General features: G+C 62.4%; 20 protein-coding genes. 8 read left to right on the top strand and 12 right to left on the bottom strand.

The genetic code is table 11. The features are described 5' to 3' along the window. Window positions 1-5: 5 nt before the first annotated feature. Window positions 6-1,226 (bottom strand): pyridoxal phosphate-dependent aminotransferase, encoded by a 1,221-nt coding sequence (locus tag ASU23_RS27995; protein WP_003945423.1) that lies wholly within the window; start codon window positions 1,224-1,226, stop codon window positions 6-8. A gap of 136 nt (window positions 1,227-1,362) precedes the next feature. Between ASU23_RS27995 and ASU23_RS27990 the strand changes: the two genes are divergently transcribed. Next, window positions 1,363-2,769: a PLP-dependent aminotransferase family protein gene (locus ASU23_RS27990; RefSeq protein ID WP_042452643.1), complete on the top strand. Its 1,407-nt coding sequence runs from the start codon at window positions 1,363-1,365 to the stop codon at window positions 2,767-2,769. A 57-nt stretch (window positions 2,770-2,826) separates the two neighbouring features. Beyond that, window positions 2,827-3,273 carry a MarR family winged helix-turn-helix transcriptional regulator gene (locus tag ASU23_RS27985; RefSeq protein WP_007734451.1) on the top strand — a complete coding sequence of 149 codons (447 nt, stop codon included), beginning with the start codon at window positions 2,827-2,829 and terminating at the stop codon, window positions 3,271-3,273. A gap of 6 nt (window positions 3,274-3,279) precedes the next feature. Here ASU23_RS27985 and ASU23_RS27980 read toward each other — a convergent pair whose 3' ends face one another. Then, window positions 3,280-4,488, bottom strand: coding sequence for a macrolide family glycosyltransferase (locus ASU23_RS27980; RefSeq protein WP_058039164.1), 1,209 nt, complete (start codon window positions 4,486-4,488; stop codon window positions 3,280-3,282). Between the two features lie 163 nt (window positions 4,489-4,651). On the opposite strand from ASU23_RS27980, the gene ASU23_RS27975 reads away from it, so the two are divergent. Then, window positions 4,652-4,942: a YiaA/YiaB family inner membrane protein gene (locus ASU23_RS27975; protein WP_003945505.1), complete on the top strand. Its 291-nt coding sequence runs from the start codon at window positions 4,652-4,654 to the stop codon at window positions 4,940-4,942. Here ASU23_RS27975 and ASU23_RS27970 read toward each other — a convergent pair. After that, window positions 4,926-6,047, bottom strand: a complete 1,122-nt coding sequence (locus tag ASU23_RS27970) for a cell wall metabolism sensor histidine kinase WalK (RefSeq protein WP_082661488.1) — start codon at window positions 6,045-6,047, stop codon at window positions 4,926-4,928. The two genes, ASU23_RS27975 and ASU23_RS27970, sit on opposite strands and share 17 nt — an antisense overlap. Continuing rightward, window positions 6,044-6,757 carry a response regulator transcription factor gene (locus ASU23_RS27965; RefSeq protein WP_007734457.1) on the bottom strand — a complete coding sequence of 238 codons (714 nt, stop codon included), beginning with the start codon at window positions 6,755-6,757 and terminating at the stop codon, window positions 6,044-6,046. Before ASU23_RS27965 ends, ASU23_RS27970 begins: the two co-directional genes overlap by 4 nt. A gap of 216 nt (window positions 6,758-6,973) precedes the next feature. Between ASU23_RS27965 and ASU23_RS27960 the strand changes: the two genes are divergently transcribed. Continuing rightward, the gene (locus ASU23_RS27960; protein ID WP_007734459.1) at window positions 6,974-7,624 is read left to right on the top strand and encodes a DUF305 domain-containing protein; all 651 of its coding nucleotides are present in this window, start codon (window positions 6,974-6,976) and stop codon (window positions 7,622-7,624) included. Window positions 7,625-7,766: 142 nt separating this feature from the next. After that, a complete protein-coding gene (locus ASU23_RS27955) occupies window positions 7,767-9,815 on the top strand; it encodes a heavy metal translocating P-type ATPase (protein ID WP_228401919.1) in 2,049 nt (682 codons plus the stop codon). Between the two features lie 18 nt (window positions 9,816-9,833). Here the strand turns inward: ASU23_RS27955 and ASU23_RS27950 are convergent, their stop codons facing one another. From ASU23_RS27950 to ASU23_RS27935, 4 genes are all read right to left on the bottom strand, one after another. Then, complete coding sequence (locus tag ASU23_RS27950) at window positions 9,834-10,604, bottom strand: alpha/beta fold hydrolase (RefSeq protein WP_058039300.1); 771 nt, start codon at window positions 10,602-10,604, stop codon at window positions 9,834-9,836. 142 nt (window positions 10,605-10,746) lie between these two features. After that, entirely contained in the window at window positions 10,747-11,328 is a 582-nt protein-coding gene (locus ASU23_RS27945; RefSeq protein ID WP_228401920.1) for a hypothetical protein, read from the bottom strand. Window positions 11,329-11,336: 8 nt separating this feature from the next. Next, window positions 11,337-12,938, bottom strand: coding sequence for an ABC-F family ATP-binding cassette domain-containing protein (locus tag ASU23_RS27940; protein WP_058039162.1), 1,602 nt, complete (start codon window positions 12,936-12,938; stop codon window positions 11,337-11,339). A 234-nt stretch (window positions 12,939-13,172) separates the two neighbouring features. Then, window positions 13,173-13,727 carry a hypothetical protein gene (locus ASU23_RS27935; protein WP_003945732.1) on the bottom strand — a complete coding sequence of 185 codons (555 nt, stop codon included), beginning with the start codon at window positions 13,725-13,727 and terminating at the stop codon, window positions 13,173-13,175. A gap of 96 nt (window positions 13,728-13,823) precedes the next feature. Here ASU23_RS27935 and ASU23_RS27930 point away from each other — a divergent pair, with 96 nt between their 5' ends. The 3 genes from ASU23_RS27930 to ASU23_RS27920 all read left to right on the top strand — a co-directional run bounded on the left by ASU23_RS27930 (window position 13,824) and on the right by ASU23_RS27920 (window position 18,196). Next, window positions 13,824-15,641 (top strand): penicillin-binding transpeptidase domain-containing protein, encoded by a 1,818-nt coding sequence (locus tag ASU23_RS27930; RefSeq protein ID WP_058039161.1) that lies wholly within the window; start codon window positions 13,824-13,826, stop codon window positions 15,639-15,641. A 107-nt stretch (window positions 15,642-15,748) separates the two neighbouring features. Next, window positions 15,749-17,428, top strand: a complete 1,680-nt coding sequence (locus tag ASU23_RS27925; RefSeq protein WP_042452630.1) for an NTF2-like N-terminal transpeptidase domain-containing protein — start codon at window positions 15,749-15,751, stop codon at window positions 17,426-17,428. A 30-nt stretch (window positions 17,429-17,458) separates the two neighbouring features. Continuing rightward, the gene (locus tag ASU23_RS27920; protein WP_003945554.1) at window positions 17,459-18,196 is read left to right on the top strand and encodes a sulfite exporter TauE/SafE family protein; all 738 of its coding nucleotides are present in this window, start codon (window positions 17,459-17,461) and stop codon (window positions 18,194-18,196) included. 6 nt (window positions 18,197-18,202) lie between these two features. On the opposite strand, the gene ASU23_RS27915 is transcribed toward ASU23_RS27920, so the two are convergent. From ASU23_RS27915 to ASU23_RS27900, 4 genes are all read right to left on the bottom strand, one after another. Then, a complete protein-coding gene (locus ASU23_RS27915; protein ID WP_003945468.1) occupies window positions 18,203-19,675 on the bottom strand; it encodes a peptide MFS transporter in 1,473 nt (490 codons plus the stop codon). 57 nt (window positions 19,676-19,732) lie between these two features. Beyond that, on the bottom strand, window positions 19,733-20,110 hold the full coding sequence (locus tag ASU23_RS27910; protein ID WP_003945710.1) for a DUF3054 domain-containing protein: 378 nt from the start codon (window positions 20,108-20,110) through the stop codon (window positions 19,733-19,735). A gap of 64 nt (window positions 20,111-20,174) precedes the next feature. Then, entirely contained in the window at window positions 20,175-20,723 is a 549-nt protein-coding gene (locus ASU23_RS27905; protein ID WP_003945643.1) for a YceI family protein, read from the bottom strand. 78 nt (window positions 20,724-20,801) lie between these two features. Next, window positions 20,802-22,538, bottom strand: coding sequence for a 2-isopropylmalate synthase (locus tag ASU23_RS27900; RefSeq protein WP_058039160.1), 1,737 nt, complete (start codon window positions 22,536-22,538; stop codon window positions 20,802-20,804). Between the last annotated feature and the right edge of the window lie 76 nt (window positions 22,539-22,614).

Below are 22,614 nucleotides of genomic sequence, written 5' to 3'. Positions count from 1 at the left end.
CAGGGCTACTGGCTGTAGGAACTGAGGAAGTTGCCGAGTCGCTCGAGTGCCGTCGAGAGATCGTCGGTGTTGGGGAGAGTCACCAACCGGAAGTGATCGGGTTCGATCCAATTGAACGCGCGACCGTGGCTGACAAGAATCTTCTCCGATTCCAGTAGATCGAGAACGAACCTCTCGTCGTCGACGATGCCGAACTTGTCGACGTCGAGCTTGGGGAACAGGTACAGCGCCCCGTCGGCCTGTTGGCAACTGATCCCGTCGATGCTGTTGAGCGTGGTGTGTGCGAGATCGCGCTGGGCCGTCAGCCGACCTTGTGGAAGCAACAGGTCCTCGATGGACTGGCGTCCGCCGAGTGCAGTCTGGATAGCGTGCTGCGCCGGCACGTTGGCACACATTCGCATGTTGGCCAGCAATTTGATGCCTTCGATGAAGCTCGACGCCCGCTCGAGTGGTCCGGTGATGGCCAGCCATCCGGCTCGGAATCCGCACACGCGGTAGGCCTTGGACAGTCCCGAATACGTCAGACACAGAACGTCTCGCCCGGTCATCGTCGCAAGGTTTGTCATGGATCGGCCGTCGTAGACGATCTTTTCGTAGATCTCGTCGGCGAAGAGCATCAGATCGTGTTTGCGCGCTAGATCCACGAAGCGTTGCAGCACCTCCGTCGAGTAGACGGCGCCCGTCGGATTGTTGGGATTGATGACGACAATCCCTCGGGTGCGCGGCGTGATCCGAGCTTCCAGATCGTCGAAGTCCGGTGCCCAGCCTTGGCTTTCATCGGTGAGGTAGTGGACGGGCGTGCCGCCGGCAAGTGAAACCGAAGCCGTCCACAAGGGATAGTCGGGAGCGGGAATCAGGATCTCGTCCTCTGGATTGCAGAGGGCCTGCATCGTCAGGGTGATCAGTTCGGACACACCGTTTCCGAGATAGATCTCGTCGACGGTGACGTCGGTGATACCCCGCGTCTGGTAGTACTGGACCACCGCAGTGCGCGCCGAATACAGTCCGCGAGAATCGCAATATCCCTGCGCGGTAGGGAGATTGCGGATCATGGCCATCATGATTTCGTCCGGAGCTTCGAACCCGAAGGGGGCCGGATTGCCGACGTTGAGTCGCAGGATCGTGTGTCCCTGATCCTCGAGTTCTTCGGTCTTGTCGAGAATTCGCCCTCTGATGTCGTACCTGACATTCTCGAGCTTGCGGGCCTGATCGATGGGTGTGTTCACGCGGTTACGTACCTCCGGTTCGGGTGGGCGAGTTGTGTTTCAGATGAGAAGGGCGCCTCAGGGTTCGGTCTGGAAACGGACATTGATTCGCGATAGCGCTAGCGGCGAAAGAGGAGTAGCGCTACTATGATTCGACATGTCCAATGATAGCAGTTCGAGGATTGTCGCAGCCTTGCGTGAGTGGATCGCGACGGCTCCTCCAGGCGCGAAGCTTCCGTCCACTCGGTCGCTCGTCAGCCTGCACGGGGCGAGTCCGGTCACCGTGCAGAAGGCGCTGCGAACACTGGTATCTCAGGGGGTTGTGGAGGCTCGTCCCGGTGTGGGGACCTTCGTGCGCGCGGCGCGCGTCGTGCGACCCAACGACTACGGGTGGCAGACAGCGGCGCTTGGATCGCCGAACTATCGTCTGCAGCTGCCCATGGCGCTGCAGTCCACCTCCAACGACGTGATCGCGCTGCATTCCGGCTATCCGGCCCGAGAGCTGTTGCCGGAAGGTCTGGTTCGTGCAGCCTTCACCAGGGCGACGCGAACCGACGCCGTGTTCAATCGGCCCCTCGCTGCCGGGCTTCCGGAACTGCAGTCCTGGTTTGCCTCCGAATTGGGTTCCGCCACTCCTGCCGGGATCACTCCGCCGGGGCCGAACGACGTGGTTGTACTTCCGGGCAGTCAGGGTGGGCTTGCGACGTCCTTTCGCGCGTTGGTGGGGGAGGGACGTCCGTTGCTCATGGAATCGCCGACCTACTGGGGAGCGATCCTGGCCGCCGCGCAGGCTGGAGTCACGGTCATTCCGATTTCCAGCGGCGCCAACGGGCCTGATCCTGAAGAGCTTTCGCGTGCATTCGAACAGACCGGTGCCCGTGCGTTCTACGCACAACCGAGCTTCGCGAGTCCGACGGGAGCGCTGTGGTCGCCGTCGTTGGCTGACAAGGTTCTCGACACCGTCCGTCGGCACGGCGCATTCCTCATCGAGGACAGTTCGGCGCTCGACTTCGGAATCACCGCAGATCCCAGCCCCATCGCTGCACGAGACGACAGCGGTCACGTCGTCTACCTTCGTGCGCTGACCAAGAGCGTGTCCCCATCGGTGCGAGTTGCCGGATTGATCGCTCGGGGGCCGGCGTACGAGCGGATTCTGGCTGATACACAGGCAGATTCGATGTATGTCAGCGGGATGCTGCAAGCGGTAGCGCTCGACGTCGTGACCCAACCGGCCTGGCGAACGCACTTGCGCAGGCTTCGTCACCAACTGGAGGCCAGACGCGACCTCCTCGTGTCGAGTCTGCGCGAGCACGCGCCGGACGCTCACCTCGACGCCGTACCGAAAGGCGGACTCAACCTCTGGCTTCGGCTCCCGGACACCACGAACGTCGAACGCGTGGTGCAGGACTGCCGGTCGGCCGGCGTCATCGTCGGGGCCGGTGACGATTGGTTCCCGGCAGAACCGACTGGAAAGTTCTTGCGGCTCAACTACGCCGGACCGAACCCGGGTGAGTTCCCCGACGCCGCCCGCATTATCGGCCGAGCAATCACGCAACATATGTAGAACTTCATCTCGCTGGTGGTTGACCTGAACTTCCGTTGAGGTTTTATCGTCGTGTGCATGAACAAACAAGCGATGCAGCCACCGGCCAACCAGCCGATCGGATTCTGGACCGCGCGAGCCGGTGAAGCGATTCGCACGCGCACGCGCGGAGCACTCGAAGCGATCGGCGTCACCCAGCCGGGGTGGTGGGTCCTGCACCAACTTTCGCTGCACCCTGAAGGGGTGGAGCGCGCTGTCCTCTTGCGGACGATCGGTCCGAACGAATCCACCGACGTGATCGATGACGCCGTCGACTCTGCCCTCGAACTGGGGTGGGCGCGCGAAGACGGGTCTGTCCTTCGCCCGACTGATGCGGGCTCCGAGCAGTTCGATCGCGCCGCGCGGGTACAGCAGATGCTGCAGGAAGAGCGGATGCAGGGAATCACCGAAGAGGAGTTTGTCACCACCATCACTGTGCTGCAGCGAACCATCAAGAACGTGGGCGGCGACGCCTGGCACTGGTAGCAGACATTATCCGGGCCCGCTGCCGGGTAGAGCGGCTTCGATCAATTCGACGGCACGGGACACACCGCCCGCCGCTGCGAGTTCTTCTGCCAACTCCGCGCTGCGTCGGCGGAACTCGTCGGCGCTCACCAGAGTCAGCGCCTCACGAAGCTCTACTGCCGTGACGGTAGCGCTGTCGACGCGTACTGCGACACCGGCGTCGACGAGCGAGTCGGCGTTGCCGAACTGATCGACGGCTTGCGGCACTGCGATCATTGGTGTCCCGGTCACCAGTCCCTCGCTGGATCCGCCCATACCCGCGTGGGTCACGAACGCGTCGGCCTGCTGCAGAATTGCGAACTGCGGTACCCAACGGTGTATTTCGACGTTGTCGGGCAATGGCCCGAGATCTGAGATCTGCACCTGCTTTCCGATCTGGAGGACGACGTGCCAGCCGTCCATCTGGCCGAAAGCCTCGACGCAGGTGCGGTAGAAATCCGGATGATCGGTGAATGCTGAACCCAGCGAGATCAACAAGAGCTTGCGTTCGGGATCCGGGTTCACCCAAGGTTGACTGCTCGGTTCGAGTGCGGGGCCGACGAACGTGTAGACGTCGCGGTTCACGCGATCGGCGTTGGGCTGCATCGATTCTGCGATCAGCACGATTGCACGGGGTGGGCGTCCGGTGAACTCACGTGGATCGACCTCGACGCCTTCGGCGCGGAAGAACCGGGTCTCCCGATCGAGCAGGTCGACGCCTCTCGGATCGGAACGAATTTCGTCGTACATCGGTGCGGCGTCGGCTTCGTAACCGTCCCAGGCAACGTACGTCGGCGACAACTGGATGATGGGAACGCCCCACTGCTGAGCCAGTATTCGTGCCGGAATGCCGGCGATGTCGTAGAGAAAGAGGTCAGGGCGATCGTCTTCGTAGATTCGGCGTAGCTGCGGCAGCATCGACTCGTAATCATCTTGGAAAATCGTCAACTGATCGATCAGATCCCCGTCCCAGCTCTTCTCGGGTTCGGCGCCGTCGGGAGAAGGGACGAGGCTGGGCAGCGTGGAGACGTACGGTGCGAATTCGGCCCCGGTCGCCTCGATGATCTCACGCATCGACTCGTCGTTGGCATAGGTGACGCGGTGACCGGCGGCGACGAGACGCGCGATGATCGCCAGGCTCGGATTGACGTGGCCCGGTGCCGGAATGCTCACCATGGCTATATGTCTGCGGGTCATCGATCACTCCTGCCGTCTGACTGTTCTGGAACAACTCCGGATACGGGACCGAGACTATCCACCAGGATGGGTGACGGCATCTGATTTTTGCCGGGGAAGTACCGTGCGCACTCGAGTAGGACTACGCATCCGAGTGCCGGGATGGGCGAGCAGACTTCGAAGCATGAGCACACCGACAACACCCTCGAAGACCACTGCAGCCTTCTATCTTCAGGCCGGAATAGCCTTTGCCGTCAGTTTTGTCGGCACCCTCCTCGGAATTGCGTATCTTCCGATCGATGCGTGGCAACGCGGATTTCTCGGAATGTCCTTGCTGTTCTTGGTCACCAGTACGTTCACGTTGGCCAAGGTGATTCGTGATCAGCAGGAGGCATCCACAGTCAGGGTTCGAGTGGACGAGGCTCGACTCGAGAAGCTGATCGCCGAGCACGATCCGTTCAAAGCGGCAGCCTGAAACCTGTCGGCAAGGTGAGGATCAGCGTGCTGCCGAGAGGTTGCTCGTTTCGGAGCGCCGACAGATCGCCGCCGTGTGCGAGCGCGAGGCTGCGCGCAATCGTGAGCCCCAAACCGGAACCGTCGGATCGATCACCGCGATGGAAACGGTCGAAGACTGATTCGAGTTGGTCTGCGGGAATTCCGTCACCGGTGTCGGTGACGGACACCGAGAGGTGGTCACCTTCCCGTGCGAGTGTCACCGTCACCGAACCTCCGCTCGGAGTGTGCCGCAACGCGTTTTCGAGCAGATTGGCGAGGATCTGTTCGATTCGTTGGCGATCGACCTCGGCCGTGATCGGTTGCGGAGGTAGCGCGGTCGTCAATTCGACTCCACGATCGGCGAAACGTGGCGCCGCTGCTGCCGTTGCGCTGCAAACGATGTCGTCGATCTTCTCGTCTCGGCGATCGAGTTCGAGAGCGTGTTCGTCGGCCGCGGAGACGTCCGCCAGATCGCAAGAGAGCCGACGCAGTCTTTCGAGTTGATCGCGCATGACCGACCATGAAGAGTTGTCCGTGGGGAGGACGCCATCCTCGATGCCGTCCACGTACGCAGCCAAAGTCGATACCGGAGTGCGTAATTCGTGGGCAAGATCGGCAAGCAGGCGTTTGCGGACCCGATCCGAATGATCAAGGCGTGCCGCCATGTCGGCAAAGGCAGTTTCGAGACGCGTGAAATCGGCATCTACGTCGGACCTGCCGATAGTCACGTCGAAGTTCCCGTCTGCGACGCTTTGCGCCGCCTCCGCCAGCGTTGAGATCGGGGCCGTGATGCGTCGGACGATGTAGACCGCGGCGATGCCTGCGCCTACCAGTGCGACCGCGATCCCGCACAACAGTGCAATGGTCATGGTCTGAGCGAATGCCTCTTCGGTGTGGGTACGGGCATTCGAGTCTTCGATGCCGGCCATCATGAGGTGGTTGTGAAAGAGCGGGGCAGCGACGGCAATGGCGACTGCGGCGATGGCGAGGCAGGAGACGAACAGGACGACAAGCTGCGCCAGCAGCAGTTTTCCGCGTAGCCCGAGTTTCTTCATGACGACCCCGTTCATGACGACCGCGTTCATGACGACCTCAGGGAGTATCCGACGCCCCTGACGGTTCTGATGAACCGAGGATCGGTCGCGTCGTCGCCGAGTTTGCGGCGTAATGCACGCACATGGACGTCGACGATGTGCTGGTCCCCGAACCAGGACGAGCCCCACACCGAGGCGATGATCTCGGCCCGACTCCAGGCAGCGTCGGGTCGGGATGCAAGCGCGGAGAGCAACGCGAACTCGGTGGGAGTGAGATCGACAGGGTGGTTGTCGACATGCACGGTGCGGGCGAGGACGTCGATGTCGAGACCGGGAGGCGTCGGCAGCACTTTTGGCAGCAAACTCGACGCGCGTGGCCGTCTGAGCAGTGCTTTCACTCGCGCAACCAGTTCGCGGGGGCCGAAGGGTTTGACCACGTAGTCGTCTGCGCCGGCCGCCAGACCCGTCACCTTGTCCGACTCTTCACCGCGGGCGGACAGCATCAGGATGTACGCATCAGAGAAGGTACGGATTCGTCGGCAGACTTCCATGCCGTCGAAGCCCGGGAGCATTAGATCGAGCACTATCAGCGCGGGCTCGAATTCGCGCACCGAACGTACCGCGCTCGGCCCGTCGTGGGCGAGGCGCACGGTGAATCCTTCGCGTGTCAGATAGTTGGCGACAACCTTGGCGAGGGCAGTCTCGTCGTCGACGACAAGAACGCGCCCCGGTTCCTCGCCAGGTCGTAGTTCGGCGCTCATCAGACCGAGGTTAGTCGACTGCGTGTCTGCATTGCTGGCGCGTGGTGGTTTCCACTCGACTGTGAAGATTCGATGAAGGAAGCCTGTTCGAGCCGGTTATCGGGCTTCGCGGTGGATTTTCGCCGGTAACGTGGCAACTGTGCATGTGCAGCACTCTTGTCAAATCAATTGTGGTGCAGTGCATATCGAACAGAATCAATTCTCGGGAGTGAATACATGTCTTTGACGGTCAGGAAGAGCGCCGCGCGGTTCGTTCCGGTTGTGGCAGCGGCAGCACTGTTGATTGCCGGATGCTCGGACAACTCCGGGGAGAGCATCAACCATTCCTCCGAAACAACCAGTGTTGCAGCACAGTCGGAGATTCCTTCGGGTGTCAATGCTGCCGACATCGAGTTTCTCGAAGGGATGTACCCGCATCACGCGCAGGCATTGGACATGGCCAGAATGGTCGACGGTCGAACCGACAATGCCGAACTTCTCTCTCTTGCAGCGCAGATAGAGGCAGCGCAAGGCCCGGAGATGGCTCAGATGACCGAATTGTTGACGGAGTGGGGACGCCCCGAGCCTTCGTCGAGTTCGATGGAGGGCATGGATGAGTCGGCGCACGCGGGACACGGCGTCGGGATGGCCGAGATGCCGGGAATGATGTCGGCCGACGACATGACCGCCCTCACCGATGCCAGTGGCGCGGAGTTCGACAAGTTGTGGCTGACGATGATGATCGAGCACCACAAGGGTGCCATCACCATGTCCCAGACCGAACTCGACAACGGGCTCGACCCGTCGGCGGAGAAGATGGCAGAAGCGATCATTGCCGGTCAGCAGGCGGAAATCACTCAGATGGAAGCGATGTTGAAGGGGAGTTGAACAGGAGGCCTTGGCCGCGTGACCTTGCTCGGGTGGCTACCTGGGCATACGTTCGAGGCTGATGGCTTGACCGGTGCTGTGCTGCAATCACACGCGAGGGGATGACCGCCACATGGATCACAGTCAGATGGACCATGGCCAGATGGACCATAGCGAGATGAGCCATGGCCAGATGGAGCATGGGGCACACGGTGGTCACGGGGATCACGTCGCACAGTTCCGGACGTTGTTTGCAGTCATGCTGGTCATCGCGGTTCCGGTCGTTGCGGCAGACGCGATGTTCGCTGATCTGGTCGGGTACACACTGCCGGAAAACTCTCTGGTGGAATGGATCTCACCGGTACTCGGCACGGTGATGTACTTCTGGGGTGGCAAGCCGTTCCTCGCCGGCGCTGTTGCCGAAATCCGTTCTCGGCAGCCGGGAATGATGCTGTTGATCGCGCTCGCGATCACCGTGGCTTTCTTCGCGTCATGGTCTGCGAGTCTGCACTGGGTGGATCACACTCTCGATTTCTGGTGGGAGCTCGCGCTTCTGATCGTGATCATGTTGTTGGGCCACTGGATCGAGATGCGTTCGCTCAGTCAGACATCGAGCGCCTTGGATTCACTTGCCGCTTTGCTGCCCGACGAGGCAGAACGGGTGGTGGGGGAATCGGTGGAAACCGTGCCCACCGCAGCTCTGGCGACCGGCGACCTGGTGATAGTTCGTCCCGGGGCCCGTGTTCCCTCGGACGGAACGGTGGTCGAGGGAAGCGCCGACATGGACGAATCCATGATTACAGGCGAGTCGAAGACCGTCCGCCGGACTGTCGGAGATCAGGTGGTGGCCGGCACGGTAGCCACCGACTCGGCACTTCGGCTTCGAGTCACCGCCGTGGGAGAAGACACCGCGCTCGCCGGTATCCGGCGCCTGGTCGAACAAGCCCAGAACTCGTCGAGTCGCGCGCAGGTGTTGGCGGACAAGGCCGCTGCTCTGCTGTTCTGGTACGCACTGGGCGCGGCAGTGCTGACCGCGATCGCCTGGAGTATCTGGGGCACCCCGGAGAGCGCAGTCACCCGGACGATCACCGTTCTGGTGATCGCCTGCCCGCACGCGCTCGGGTTGGCGATTCCACTGGTCGTCTCGATCGCGACGGAACGGGCGGCTCGGGCTGGGATCTTGATCACCGACCGCATGGCCCTCGAGGCGATGCGTAACGTAGACACCGTTCTCTTCGACAAGACCGGCACTCTCACCAAGGGGGAGCCCGCAGTGGTCGGTGTACGCGGTGTCGACGGGTATTCCGATGACGACGTTCTCAGCGCAGCGGCTGCCGTCGAGTTCGACAGCGAACATCCACTCGGGCGCGCCGTCGTCGCGGCGGCGCGGGAGTTGTCGCTCGAATTCACTTCGGGTTCCGACTTTCAGGCGCACAACGGGATCGGGGTTGCTGCGGACGTCGCCGGTGCACGCGTCGGTGTCGGCGGACCGGGGATGCTGCGATCGGTCGGGGCCACCGCGATCCCGGGGACCGAAGAGTGGCTCAGTGACGGGTCGACCGTCCTGCATGTAGTGCGTGACGAGAAGGTAATCGGCGCATTGGCATTGGCCGACGAGATTCGCCCGGAATCAGCATTGGCCGTCGACGCCCTCCATGCTCGCGGTGTGCGGGTGGCCATGGTCACCGGAGACGCGGAGGCCGTGGCCCATTCGGTGGCTCGCAGGCTCGGGATCGACGAAGTTTTCGCCGAAGTGCTTCCGCAGGACAAGGGAGCGCAGGTATCTCGGCTTCAGGCTGCGGGCCACCGCGTGGCGATGGTCGGTGACGGGGTCAACGATGCGCCGGCACTCGCCCAGGCGGATGTTGGCATCGCGATCGGTGCCGGAACCGACGTGGCGATCGCGTCGGCGGGAGTTGTTCTGGCCAGCGATGATCCGCGTTCGGTGAGCTCGGTCATCGAGCTCTCCCGCGCCACCTACCGCAAGATGGTTCAGAACCTTTGGTGGGCAGCGGGATACAACGCGATCTCGGTTCCCCTCGCTGCGGGAGTACTGGCGCCCGTCGGGTTCGTGCTGCCGATGGAGGTCGGAGCAATCCTGATGTCGGTATCCACTGTGGTCGTTGCCGCGAATGCCCAGTTGTTGAGGCGCTTGGACTTGCGGCAACCACCGGTGACCGCGTTGGAGTCGAGAGTGCTCACATCGCAGTAGCGAGAGGTTGAAGGCGGACTACTGTCGGCTCAGGAACGGAATGAGCGCACGCAGTACAGCATCGGAGTCTGCGACTGCGCTTGCGTGGTCAGCCCCTTCGATCACAGTCAAGGCACTGTCCGGGATCAGCGACGCGAGATGCTCGGTATCCGGCAGGCGCTCGCGATCTCTCGATCCGACGAACAACAACGCCGGTGTGGTGATCCGTTGCAGCACGGCGTCGTCGATGCCGTGCTCCTTCTCTGCGCGGCGCATGTAGGCAGCGAGCGCGATGGCATCATTGATTCGGAAGGCAGTCGCAGTCTGAGGATCCACCGGTTTGCCGCGCCTCACGCCCCAACCGGTCAGAAATCCCTCGATACCGCCGCTTTCGAGTACGTCGATGCAACCCGGGAAGAACAATGCGTCGAACGCGCCCGTCATCGGTCGGCTGCTACCGCCCCCGACGGTCAGCGATCGCACCCGTTCGGAGTGCTCGACTGTCAGCGACATCACCGAACGTCCGCCGAACGAGTATCCGAGGACGTGTGCCGGCTCGAACGGAGACTCCGTGTCGAGGATCTCCAGGAGATCGCCGACCACCAGATCCATTGCATACGAATCGGAGTCGTGTGGTTTGTCACTGCGTCCGTGACCCCGCATGTCGACGAGGATCAGACGATATTGCTCCTGAAGTGCCTTGACGTACCCGAAGCCACGCCAGATGGAGCGCGACAACGCTGTGCCGTGCACCATCAACAGGGGTGGGCCATCGCCCACGATCTGATAGGTGATCCGCGCACCGTCCACCGGATTTCTCACGTCGTGCAACACCCGTCCAGTATGGGTGCCAGTTGCTACGCACGTGAACTCGAGTAGTCGTCCGGACCCATTCGACGGATGGCGTGGACTCTCACGAACAGTCGGGCCGTCAACTCGGCCTCCCTCAGAGCTACCGGTCACTGCCCGGCGGGGCAGTACCCACTGTTCCAAGCAATGCATCGGTTGAGGGGTCTGCAGTGCTGACGCCTGCGGCTATGCCCCGAATCAGAGCCTCGAAATCAGCGGCGACGATGGTGACCTCCTCGAACTCCGGCTCTCCTCCACGGACAACCTGACCGTCGGGTGCGAGCGCCAAGTACTCGTACCCATTGCGCACCGACAGCAGGACCGGGAGGTGAGTGGACCAGAAGGCGTTGATCGCCGCGCGCTCCGCCGGCCCGGAAGCGACCGCCAGGCTCTCGTGCCGGAACGCATTCCAGGGAAACGCCTCATCGCTGACGCCAACGCCACCGGCATAGTTCTCCGCCGAGAGAAACCACACCTGGTCGTCGGAACTGGCAAGTACGGAGAAGGAACTCGCCCACACTACGAGTTGGTCACAACCGCCGACCAGTGGTTGCGGAACTGGGGCAGAGGCCGATCGAGTAGGTTCTTCGCGAACCCAACCTGCGAGCGACAGCGCGGCGGTTGCGTCGAGGTGAAGGCACATCGCCCCACGGTAGGCCAGACCGTCGAGCACCGACAGCGTCAACCGTCGGCCTACTCGGGATCGATGTCTCGAATACCAGTCTCGTCCATGCTGATCCACCGCGTTATGCCGATGTCGCGCAGAAACGGCAGATCGTGACTCACCACCACCATGGCACCGCGGAAATCGGAAAGTGCCTGCGTGAGGTGAGCGAGACTCGGTAAGTCCAGGTTGTTTGTCGGCTCGTCGAGAAGAAGCAGCTGGGGCGCGGGTTCGGCCAGAAGGATCGTCGCTAGCGCCGCGCGCAATCGTTCACCGCCGGAGAGCGCAGATGCCGATACGTCGGAATCCGTTCCCCGGAAAAGGAACCGTGCCAACTGCCCACGAATTGCCTCGGCTGTCGCGTGTGGCGCGGCCAAAGCGACGTTGTCCGCCACCGAGAGGTCCTCGTCGAACACGTCGAGACGTTGGGGGAGCGCACGAGAGGCTACGAACGGAGTCGACGCGGCGAGTGCATCGAGCAACGTCGTCTTGCCGATTCCGTTGCGTCCCACTATCGCAATCCGCTCCGGTCCGGTGATCTGGAGCGATACCACTTGGCCGCTCTGCAACGTCACCTCGTCGAGCCGCGCAACCTGCTGCCCCGGATGAACCTCTGTAGCAGGCAGATCCAGACGAATCTCGCGATCGTCTCGAAGGAGTTCCTCTGCCTCCGACAGGACAGACTTGGCCTCGTCCACCTTCCCGATATGGTTGAGGGCCAGCTTTCCCGCCGAAACTTGGGCCTGACGTTTTCGTGTCTGCGCGATGATCGGCGGCATCCGCTTGTTCTCGAACATCTTCTGCCCATAGCGCTTACGCCGGTCCAGTTTCGTTCGAGCGTCGATCAGCTCGCGGCTCTGCTTTGCCAGATCGGCCTTGGCGTCGCGAACGGTGGCGAGTGCGTTTTCCTGCTCAGCGGTCACGACCTCCTGGTAGTGCGAGTAGTTGCCGCCGAACACGCGTAGATCCCCCCGACGTAGTTCGATCGTGTACTCCGCGGTGTCGAGCAGTTCCCGGTCGTGGCTGACGATCAGCACGGTTCCCGGAAACTGTTGGACTGCAGCATGAACTCGTGATCGAGCGTCGCGATCCAGGTTGTTGGTCGGCTCGTCCAGGAGCAGTACCTGTGGATTCTTCAGCAGCGTTGCGGTCAGACCGAGTAGGACGGTCTCTCCGCCGGAGAGGGTGCCGACAGTTCGGCTCAATGCTGCGGTATCCGGAACCACCTTCTCGAGGCCGAGTCGATGCAAGGTGGTGAGAGCGCTCTCCTCGATATCCCAGTTGTTGTCCACGAGCGCAAAGTCGGATTCGGAGCCGTCGCCGGTTTCGATGCGGTGCAATGCGTTTCGGAGTTCGTGGATACCGAGGATGTCATCCACCCGAACGCTCGGATCGAGTGTGATGTCCTGACGGAGGTAGCCGACCTCGCCGGAAGCGGTCACGGATCCGGATTCCGGTGAGAGCTCTCCTGCGATCAATCGCAGCAGAGTCGACTTTCCCGATCCGTTGAGTCCCACGAGACCGACACGGCCACTGGGGAATACAAAATTGGTGTGGGAAAAGACTGATTCGCCGTCCGGCCAGATGAAGGTGAGATCCGAGAGCGACAGAGAAAGATGGGATTGGGTCATGAGTACTCCAGAGGGTGCTTGGACTGTGCGCCCGGCTCAGCAAGTGCTGATGGGTGCGAGTGCCTTCGCGTGATGAACCTCTAGAGGAGCAACGGCCCGTTTCCTGTTCTGTCGGGAATGATTCGTGTTCCAGGTTAGAACACTCGAACGGTCCCGTGCAATCGAATTATTCTGTGCTGTCGGTCTCGTCAGTGTTCGGTGCTCGGATTTTCGGGCCCTCGGATTTTCGGGCCTTCAGATTTTCGGACCCTCGGATCGGAGGTCGTCGACCTTCGACATCGCTTCGCGGAGTTCGGTGAGCCATTGTTCGCTGTGCTTGCCCGCCAACCGGACTGTCCACATGAGGGCGTCCGCTCGCGAACGAGCAACACCCGCGTCCACCAGAGTGTCGAGAACCTTGCGTTCGGGCTGACGTAGTCGTGTCATCACCGGAACTGCGAGATGTGTGAACAGGACGGTCTTTTCGTCCAGACGTACACCCCAGGCGACCTTGCGCCCGTAGCGAGCCTCGGCCTCGTCGGCGATGCGCATCCGGTCGGCGCGCGTGGTTTCGCGAAAGCGTGAGATCCTTCCGTCCGCGGCGGCCTCGCCACCGTCGACTGCCGGGAGTTCACCGATCACGACGATTTCTTCGCGGTCGACCTGGACGTCGGCCGTTCCGGTGAACCAGTCATCTGGAAGTCGACCGGCAAACCAGTCGGACGCATCACTCGCGTCGGGAACCGACGCCTGTTGCCAACCTCCGGGACGGCCGAACCTGCGGTCGCCGGAGTTTTGTGAGTTCTTCATGGCGTTCTCCTCGGAGAGTTGGTGGAGTGTGTCGTGCGTTTATTGCACTGATTACATGATTACACCGATAGTCGAACTGGCGCCACAAATTCGGGCATGATCGGAGTCGTGCGCCTTTCACACGCTCGTCAGAGCTTCCGAACTTTCCGTCGTCCCGTGGCTGCCGTGGCTCTGGGGGTATTGGCCGCAGGATCGGTAGTTGCCTGCAGTTCTGGCCCTGACCAGCCGAAATCAGTGGCAGAGGAGTTCGCCTCCGCGCTCACGTCCGATGACGTGCAAGCGGCGGCAGCCCTGACCACCGATCCGGGGGCGGCGTCGACTGCGATTTCGGCTCTGATCGACGGGCTGGGCAAGGACGAGGGAACATTCACCGTCTCCGACGCCACCGAGTCCGGTGATTCTGCGGGGAAGTTCACACTCGATGCGGCGTGGAAGTTCGGTGAAGGTCAGGACTGGAACTACTCGACGCAGGGAAACGCGTCGAAAAGCGGGGACAACTGGCTGATTCAGTGGGACCCGGCGCTGTTGGCTCCGGACCTGACCTCCTCGACGACCTTGCGCTACACACCCACCACCGGTGCTCCGCCGTCGGTGCTGGACGCGGCGGGCCAGCCGATCATGGAGCAGCAGGTGGTGACGTTGGTCAATCTCGATTCCGCCGCGGTGCCCCCGGTGGACACGGCAGCCGTGGCGGCCCTTCTCTCGCCCGTCGCACCGACGATCACGGCGGCATCGCTGAGCGGCGATCTTGCGTCGGCAAGTGGGAAGCCGGTCACCGCAATCACTTTGCGGGCCGAGGATCTTGCACCGATCGAGGAGAGGTTGGCGGCGATTCCCGGAGTGAGCTTGGCGCCGCAGGCTCGGCTGCTCTCGGTGGACAAAACTCTGGCGTCGCCGACTTTCAGTGGGTTGTCCGATCTGTGGCAGGAGGGGCAGGACAAGTCCGCGGGCTGGGCGGTACAGCAGGTGAAGCAGAACGGAACCGTCACCACCGTCGCCGGCCAAGACGGGCCGGTTGCTCCGAACATCGCGACAACGATCGACCGACCGATGCAACTCGCGGCCGAGAATGCGCTCGCCGGGGTGACACAACAGGCGGCGATCGTTGCGCTGCAGCCGTCGACCGGAGCGGTGTTGGCGGTGGCCCAGAACGCCCCCGCCGACGCACAGGGCCCGATCGCTCTGACCGGCCTGTACCCACCGGGTTCGACGTTCAAGACCGTGACGACGTCCGCGGCCCTGCAAGCCGGCGTCGCTACACCGGACACCGTTCTGCCGTGCCCGGGTACCGAGAACATCGAGGGCCGTCAGATTCCCAACGACGACGAGTTCGACCTCGGATCGGTTCCGCTGCACACCGCGTTCGCGAAGTCGTGCAACACCACAATGGCGAGGATGGCCGTCGGTCTGCCCGCCGATGCTCTGCACAAAGCGGCGCTGCAGTTCGGGCTCGGCGTCGACTACGTCACCCCCGGACTCACGACGGTGACGGGCAACGTCCCTGACGCGAACACCCCCGCCGAACGCGTCGAGTCCGCGATCGGACAGGGCACGGTGACCGCCACGCCCTTCGGGATGGCTCTCGTGGCGGCCTCGATCGCCAACGGAACGACACCCGCGCCGATGTTGGTCAAGGGACAGCCCGGCGTGGCAGATCAGACCGTTGCACCGGCTCCCGCGGAGGTGACCGAACAGTTGCGGGTGATGATGCGCGAGACCGTCACAGGCGGTACGGCGACGTCGTTGCAGGACATTCCGGGGCTTCTCGGCAAGACCGGCACGGCCGAAACCGAGGGTGGCCCGGCACATGGGTGGTTTGTCGGAATCAAGGGAGACCTCGCATTTGCGGTATTCATCGCGGGTGCGGACAGCTCTTCGCCTGCAGTGCAGGTAGCGGGCACTTTTCTGCGCTGAAACCTGTTTTCCGTTGCAGTTGGATCACACCGTCGTAGCTCAACCGTGACACGTTCGTAGGCATCCCGTGCTTGTTACTCGTGTGACAGAAGTAAAGAGTTACATGCATGGGGCCCGGAGGACAGCACAACCGTCGTGGAAAATATGTCGTTGCGTCGATAACTGCTGTCGTTCTGACAGTGGCGCTCGCGTCGTGTGTCATCGGTGGGGAGAAGAAATCCGACGCCGCCTCGGTGGTGGAGGACTTCGTCACCGCCCTCAACAACCACGACGCCGAAGCTGCTGCGGCGCTCACGTCGTACCCCAACGCGGCGCGGCCGTCGATCCAGCAGATGTTCGACGGACTGGCCGCCAAGTCCACCGACTTCGACGTCGCTCAGGTCATGGATCTGGGTAGCGACTCCGGACTCTTCACACTCGACGCGTCCTGGAACTTCGGCGAAGGCAAGGACTGGAGCTACCAGTCGCAGGGTGAGGTTCGTGATCTGTCGGTCGGCTGGCGTGTGTCCTGGGACCCGTCGGTCCTCGTCCCCGACCTCGGCAACGGTCGCACCGTTTCGTACACCCGCACGGACGCAGCGCCGCCGAAGGTAGTCGACAGCACCGGCACCCTGCTCATGAACGAGCAGACCATCAACGCGATCACTCTTGACCCGGCCACCATGCCGGACCCCGTCGACACCACTCGTCGCCTCGCCACGGTGCTCGAACCTGTCGCCCCGTTGGTCACTTCGGAGTCGATGTTGGCCGACCTCGCCGCAAACCCCGGCAAGCCCGTCACCGCCGTACTGCTCCGCGATCCCGACTACGCCTACCTGGAAAGCGATTTTGCGATCCCCGGTGTCGTCGTGGTCAAGACACCCAAGCTGATCGCCTCCGACCGTCGCATCAACTCGCCGTTGCTGGACCCACTGCGGACCGTGTGGCAGGCCAATCGCGACGCCACCGCCGGCTGGGCGGTCAATCTGGTCGAGCCCAACGGATTCCCGATCAAGCAAGCCGGCTTCCAGGGACCTCCCGGCCCCGACGTCGCCGCGACCCTCGATTCGCACGCTCAACTCGCCGCGATCGAAGCTGTCGTCAGTGCAGGTACTCCTGCGGCCATCGTCGCGATCCGCCCGTCGGACGGCGCCATTCTGGCTGCCGCACAGAACAATCAGGCCATCGAACAGGGCCCGATCGCCTTCACCGGGTTGCGCCCGGCCGGCGGCGCCCTCGATCTGGTCCGTCTCGCATCGTCGATGCAGAACGGCGTCGACCCCGGATCTGTGTCACCCGAACAGTTGGCCGACACCGGGCAGCAACTCGGACTCGGCAACGGCTTCCACATTCAGGGACTCGAACAGCAGACAGCAGTGCTTGCCGCGAACCGCCCCGGCGTGGACCAGGCGATGAACAACGTCATGGCCAACAAGACGTCCAACGACGCGAGCGCACCGACGGTAACTCCGTTCGGAATGGCGATGCTCGCGGCATCGATCGCCCGCGGCAGTGCCCCGATGCCGATGATGGTCTTCGGACAACCGGCTACCGCCGACGTCACGCCGACGGCATTGCCCGGCGACGTCAACAATCGTCTGCGTGACGCCATGCGAGGCGCCGGCGGACTGGCTGGGTACCCGGACATGATGGCGGCCGGTGCAGCGAGCGGTGACGATCGCTGGTTCTACGGATCACGCGGAGACTTCGCGTTCGCAGTGTTCGTCGCAGACGCCGACGGCGGCGATCGAGCAATGCAGATGACGGACAAGCTCTTCCAGGAACTCGGCAAGCCTGCCGACAAGTAGTACCGGGCACCGCGAGTAGATTCCTGGTTCGTGAACCTGCTCGATTTCCTTTTCCTCGTCGTAGCGGGATTCTTCAGCGGTCTAGTCGGTTTTGTCACCGGTCTTGCATCGATCGTTTCGTATCCGGCGCTGCTGAGCGTCGGGCTCTCACCGGTCAGCGCGAACATGACCAATACCGTCGCGTTGGTGGCCGTCGGCGTCGGAGCGTTGGCGAACTCGTCCCGTGAAGTTGCCGATACCGGTCCGAAACTTGTTCGCTGGTCTCTCTATTCGGCGGCCGGTGGCATCATCGGTGCCCTCATCCTGTGGTTGGCACCGGAAGGTTCGTTCGAATCCGTTGTGCCGGCGATGGTCGTGTTCGCCTCGCTCGCGCTGCTGCTGCAACCGAAGATTCGTGAGTTGTCCGGCGGCGGCGACCGCCCCGGAATCTACTCCGCAGCACTGTTCGCCGTCGCGGTATACGGCGGCTATTTCGGTGCCGGTGCCGGCGTCATCTTCCTGGCTGCGACGCTCATCCTCACTTCCGAAACGGTGTGGCGTGCAACGATCCTGAAGAGTTTCTTTCTCGGCATCGCCAATCTTGTGGCTGCACTCATCTTCGCCTTCTCCGGACAGGTGCATTGGGTGGCCGCGTTGGCGATGGCGCTCGGCGCGTTGGCCGGAGGTTGGTGTGGCCCGCCCGTCGTCAAGAAAATCCCGCCATCGGTACTGCGTGTGGCAGTAGCGATAGCGGGATTCGTGTTGGCTCTGTGGTTGTGGGTGAAGTGAGCCCGTCTACTTCACGCCCTGCATCAGCTTCTTGATCCACGGCGAGGCAAGAGCAAGAATCACTCCGATTCCGATCGACGAGAAACCGATGATCAGGAAGAACGGGCGACTGTCGTCGATGTCGAAGTAACCGGCCAAGGTTCCCGCCATCGAAGAACCCAATGCAACGGACAAGAAGAACAACGCCACCATCTGAGTGTGGAAATGCTCGGGCGCGAGTTTGGTTGCAAGGGAAAGGCCGACGGGGGACAGGAAGAGTTCGGCGAAGGTGAAGAGCAGAAGCACACCGGCAAGGCCGAGGAGCGGTGCACTGTTCGGTCCGCCCCCGGTGATCGGGATGAACGCCAGGAACGCCAGACCCATCGTGCCGGTACCGAGCGCGAACTTGATCGGCGACGACGGCTGACGGTCACCGAGTTTGGTCCACATCGCTGCGAACACCCCGGCAAAGATGATGATGAACACCGGATTGATCGACTGTACCCACGTCGGCGGGAAGTCCCAACCGAAGAGATTGCGGTCCAGGAGCTTGTCTGAGATCACCGGCACGGTGGTGAACTGCTGCTGAAACAGCGACCAGAAGGCCGCGCTCGCGATGAACATCGGGATGAACGCAAAGACTCGACTGCGTTCGACCTTGGTGACCTTCTTGCTGGTGAGCATGAGGAGGAAGTAACCGACCGACGCGACGATCGTGAGTCCGACAACGACGTCGGACATGTTGTCCGCCGTGATCAAGCCGGTGACGGAGGCGACCGCGACGACGACGATCGCGGCAATGCCGATCCCGATGTAGAGTGCGCGCTTGTCCGCGGGCAACGGGTTGCCTGGTTCGGCACCGATTCCGTGAAGATGCTTGCGGCCCAGCGTGTACTGGATCAGGCCGAGCGCCATGCCGACGGCAGCGAGAGCAAAACCGGCGTGGAATCCCCAGGCGTCCTGGACGGCTCCGGTGAGCAGCGGACCGACAAGACCGCCGATGTTGATGCCCATGTAGAAGATGGAGAATCCGGCGTCGCGGCGAACATCCTGTTCGGAATAGAGATCTCCGACCAGAGAGGTCGCATTGGCCTTCAAGCCGCCGCTGCCGAAGGCGACCATGACGAGGCCGACGCCGACACCCCACATGCCGGGAAGAACCGACAGTGCGATGTGGCCGGCCATCACCAGCGAAGCACTGTAGAAGAGCGTGCGCTCGGAGCCGAGCAGTCGGTCGGCCACCCACGCCCCGAGAATCGTCGACAGGTAGACGGTGCCGCCGTACGCGCCGACGATGCTGGTCGCTGCCGCCTGGCTGATGCCGAGGCCGCCGTCGCTGACGCTGTAGTACAGGTAATAGATGAGGATGCCTTGCATCCCGTAGAAGGAGAACCTCTCCCACATCTCGACGCCGAACAGGTTCGCCAGCGCAAAGGGTTGGCCGAAGAACCCCCGGTCTTCCTTCTCGCTACGTTCGACGGGCTCCGTAGTGTTGCTCATCCGAAAAGTGTCCTACGTGCTCGGGCATTTCGGGTGGTTCCGAGCCGTGGAGTTTGGTTACGACTTGGTGCGGATTTTCACTACCAGCGGAGCGAGTGCGCGCCAACCGAGAAGGAACGCGCCGAGGACCAGCGTCGCGACGACGATGAAGCTGAACTGGGTGCCCTGGCCACTCAACACTCGCAGGATCATCCCGATGACGACGGCGCCGAGCCAAACGACAACGCCGGTGGGAACAAGGAGAACGGCGTTGAACTTGTCGCGGTAGAGCGCGAACGTGGCAGCCCATCCGATCACCAGGCCGGTCAGGAAGGGCCAGGATGTCTTCGCCAGACCGGCGAGCGCATTGGCTTCTTCGTGGGTACGGCGCCCTATCGCGCAGAAGATTATGACAAGAATGGCGTCGATCAGCAGGAATGGTGCGTACTTCTTCACGCTCACACCATACGACTGTGCGCCTTTATTAACCGCGGGCGGTTAATAAAGGCGCACAGTGTTGTTAGGCCTGGAGGCCGGCTTCGATCTCGAGGGTGATCGTGATCTTGTCGCCGACAACTGCTCCGCCGCCTTCGAGGGGCATCTCGATGGAGATGTCGAAGTCCTTGCGGTTGATGACGGTGGTGGCCTCGAATCCGGCGACGGGGCCCTGGCCCATGCCCGGGTTGACGCCGTTGAACTCGAGGTTCAGCTCGACCTCGCGGGTGACGCCGTGGAGCGTGAAGTCGCCGGCGAGGACGAAGTCGCTGCCCTTGGATCGCACTGCGGTGGACTTGAAGGTGGCTTTCGGGAACTTCTCGACGTCGAAGAAGTCAGCGGACTTGATGTGGCCGTCGCGCTGCTCGTTCTTGGTGTTGATGGAGTCCACGGAGATCTCGGCCTCGACGGCCGGGGTTCCGTCTTCGGCAACGGTGATCGTTCCGGAGAACTCGTCGAACGTTCCACGAACCTTGGAAACCATGAGGTGGCGAACCGAGAATCCGACAGTGGAGTGGACGGTGTCGATGACCCAGGTTCCGGCGGTCAATGCGGGCAAGGTTGCGGTGGTCATGGAAGCTCCTGAATAAGTAGTTGAATGTTCAAGTTCTTGTAGCTTCAACTATGGACCCCAGGAAATCCTTCCGCAAGATCATGTGAGCTGCATCACAGTGTTTGTGCTTGCGGCATAGACCGCGTGAAGCGCCGACGCTGTCACCGACTGATGCACCGCAATGCCCCAGCGTCCTTCACCGTTCACCACGCACTCTGCAATGGTGACTGCCGAATTCGCACTCCCGGAAGAATTCGGGTTGCGGGGCAGTGAATGCTGGGTGAGCGAGACAACCTCGACGGCCGAGCCCTGTTCGGTCAGGATTTTGCTCAATGCCTCGACCGGCCCGGACGCACTGGCCGCGGCGGTGACCTCGCGCCCGTCGCGATCGATGGCAACGAACAGCTGATCACCGTCGGCGGTGTGTTCCAGTGAGTACCGACGCACTCCTCCGTTGTACCCGTACTCGCGCAGCAGCAGTTTCCACAGTTGGTCGGCAGTCATTTCGGTGCCCGAGTCGTCGGTTTCGAGCTGCACCCGCGAGGCGAAGTCGATCTGCAGGCGCCGGGGGAGTTCGACCCCGTACTCGGTCTGCAGCAGATATGCGATTCCGCCCTTGCCCGACTGGCTGTTCACACGAATGACCGCCTGGTAGTCGCGGCCGACGTCGGCGGGGTCGATCGGCAGGTAAGGGACCGCCCACGGCGCCGATCCCGGATCGACGCCGGCAGCCTCCGCGCTCTCGTAGTGATGCGCGAAGCCCTTCTTGATCGCGTCCTGGTGGGTTCCGGAAAATGCCGTGTACACGAGATCGCCGCCGTACGGGTGGCGTTCGTGGACGGGAATTCTGTTGCAGTACTCCACCGTTCGACGGATCTTGTCGATGTCGGAGAAGTCGATTTCCGGATCGACGCCCTGTGCATGCAGATTGAGCCCCAGCGTGACCAGGTCGACGTTGCCCGTCCGCTCGCCGTTGCCGAACAGGCATCCCTCGACGCGCTGCGCGCCGGCCAGCACTGCCAGTTCGGCGCACGCAACGCCGGTGCCGCGGTCGTTGTGCGGGTGGACCGAGAGGATCACCGAATCGCGTCGGGCCAGATTCTGGTGCATGTATTCGATCTGATCGGCATAGATGTTGGGGGTGGCGATTTCGACTGTGGCAGGCAGGTTGTGGATAACCGGGCGATCGGGGCTGGCGTCCCAGAGTTCGGTGAGACTGTTGCAGACCTGCAGGATGTAGTCGGGTTCGGTGAGGTTGAAGACCTCGGGTGAGAACTCGAATCGCCAGCCGTCGTGGCCTTCGCCGCCACGAGCAACGTCTTGCGCGGCGCGGAAAATCATGTCGTGCAGCTCTTCTCGCTCCTTGCCGAGAACGACGTTTCTCCACGTCGGCGCAGTCGCTGTGTACATGTGGACAACCGCGTCAGGCAGCCCCTCGATCGATTGATATGTCCGTTCGATCAAATCCGTACGCGCGGCGGTGAATACGACGATGGTGACGTCGTCGGGAACGAGATCGAAGCGCACCAGGTCGCGAACGAAATCGAAATCGGTCTGGCTCGCAGAGGGATAGCCGACCTCGATTTCCTTGTAGCCGATCGCCACCATCAGTTCGAACATTCGACGCTTGCGTTCGGGGTCCATCGGTTCTGCGAGGGCTTGGTTGCCGTCACGCAGATCGACGGGCACCCACAGGGGCGCCGCGGTGGTGCGATTGGACGGCCACGTCCGCTCGAAAGTCGGAATGTCGACGCGATCCCACGCGGCGCGATAGCGCTCGGACGGCATGGGTGACGGCTTCTGGTTGTTCCAGCGGTTGGCGCGGGTAGTACTCATCTTCGGTTTCTCCTGCGGTCGAGTCGAGAGACCGGCATGGCGAAACCCCGCGGAGGGGTGCCGGTCTTTCAGGCCC

The sequence above is a fragment of the Rhodococcus sp. KB6 genome, from assembly GCF_001445685.1.
Lineage (GTDB): Bacteria > Actinomycetota > Actinomycetes > Mycobacteriales > Mycobacteriaceae > Rhodococcus_F > Rhodococcus_F qingshengii.
This window is presented reverse-complemented; position numbering and strand designations above follow the sequence as displayed.

Excerpts from the sequence above, each read along its gene's own strand:
- ASU23_RS27985 (WP_007734451.1), top strand. The coding sequence starts at position 2,827 with ATGAACAAACAAGCGATGCAGCCACCGGCCAACCAGCCGATCGGATTC.
- ASU23_RS27980 (WP_058039164.1), bottom strand. The coding sequence starts at position 4,488 with ATGACCCGCAGACATATAGCCATGGTGAGCATTCCGGCACCGGGCCAC.
- ASU23_RS27975 (WP_003945505.1), top strand. The coding sequence starts at position 4,652 with ATGAGCACACCGACAACACCCTCGAAGACCACTGCAGCCTTCTATCTT.
- ASU23_RS27940 (WP_058039162.1), bottom strand. The coding sequence starts at position 12,938 with ATGACCCAATCCCATCTTTCTCTGTCGCTCTCGGATCTCACCTTCATC.
- ASU23_RS27915 (WP_003945468.1), bottom strand. The coding sequence starts at position 19,675 with ATGAGCAACACTACGGAGCCCGTCGAACGTAGCGAGAAGGAAGACCGG.
- ASU23_RS27990 (WP_042452643.1), top strand. The coding sequence starts at position 1,363 with ATGTCCAATGATAGCAGTTCGAGGATTGTCGCAGCCTTGCGTGAGTGG.
- ASU23_RS27965 (WP_007734457.1), bottom strand. The coding sequence starts at position 6,757 with ATGAGCGCCGAACTACGACCTGGCGAGGAACCGGGGCGCGTTCTTGTC.
- ASU23_RS27955 (WP_228401919.1), top strand. The coding sequence starts at position 7,767 with ATGGACCATAGCGAGATGAGCCATGGCCAGATGGAGCATGGGGCACAC.
- ASU23_RS27925 (WP_042452630.1), top strand. The coding sequence starts at position 15,749 with ATGGGGCCCGGAGGACAGCACAACCGTCGTGGAAAATATGTCGTTGCG.
- ASU23_RS27900 (WP_058039160.1), bottom strand. The coding sequence starts at position 22,538 with ATGAGTACTACCCGCGCCAACCGCTGGAACAACCAGAAGCCGTCACCC.
- ASU23_RS27930 (WP_058039161.1), top strand. The coding sequence starts at position 13,824 with ATGATCGGAGTCGTGCGCCTTTCACACGCTCGTCAGAGCTTCCGAACT.
- ASU23_RS27935 (WP_003945732.1), bottom strand. The coding sequence starts at position 13,727 with ATGAAGAACTCACAAAACTCCGGCGACCGCAGGTTCGGCCGTCCCGGA.
- ASU23_RS27905 (WP_003945643.1), bottom strand. The coding sequence starts at position 20,723 with ATGACCACCGCAACCTTGCCCGCATTGACCGCCGGAACCTGGGTCATC.
- ASU23_RS27960 (WP_007734459.1), top strand. The coding sequence starts at position 6,974 with ATGTCTTTGACGGTCAGGAAGAGCGCCGCGCGGTTCGTTCCGGTTGTG.
- ASU23_RS27970 (WP_082661488.1), bottom strand. The coding sequence starts at position 6,047 with ATGAACGCGGTCGTCATGAACGGGGTCGTCATGAAGAAACTCGGGCTA.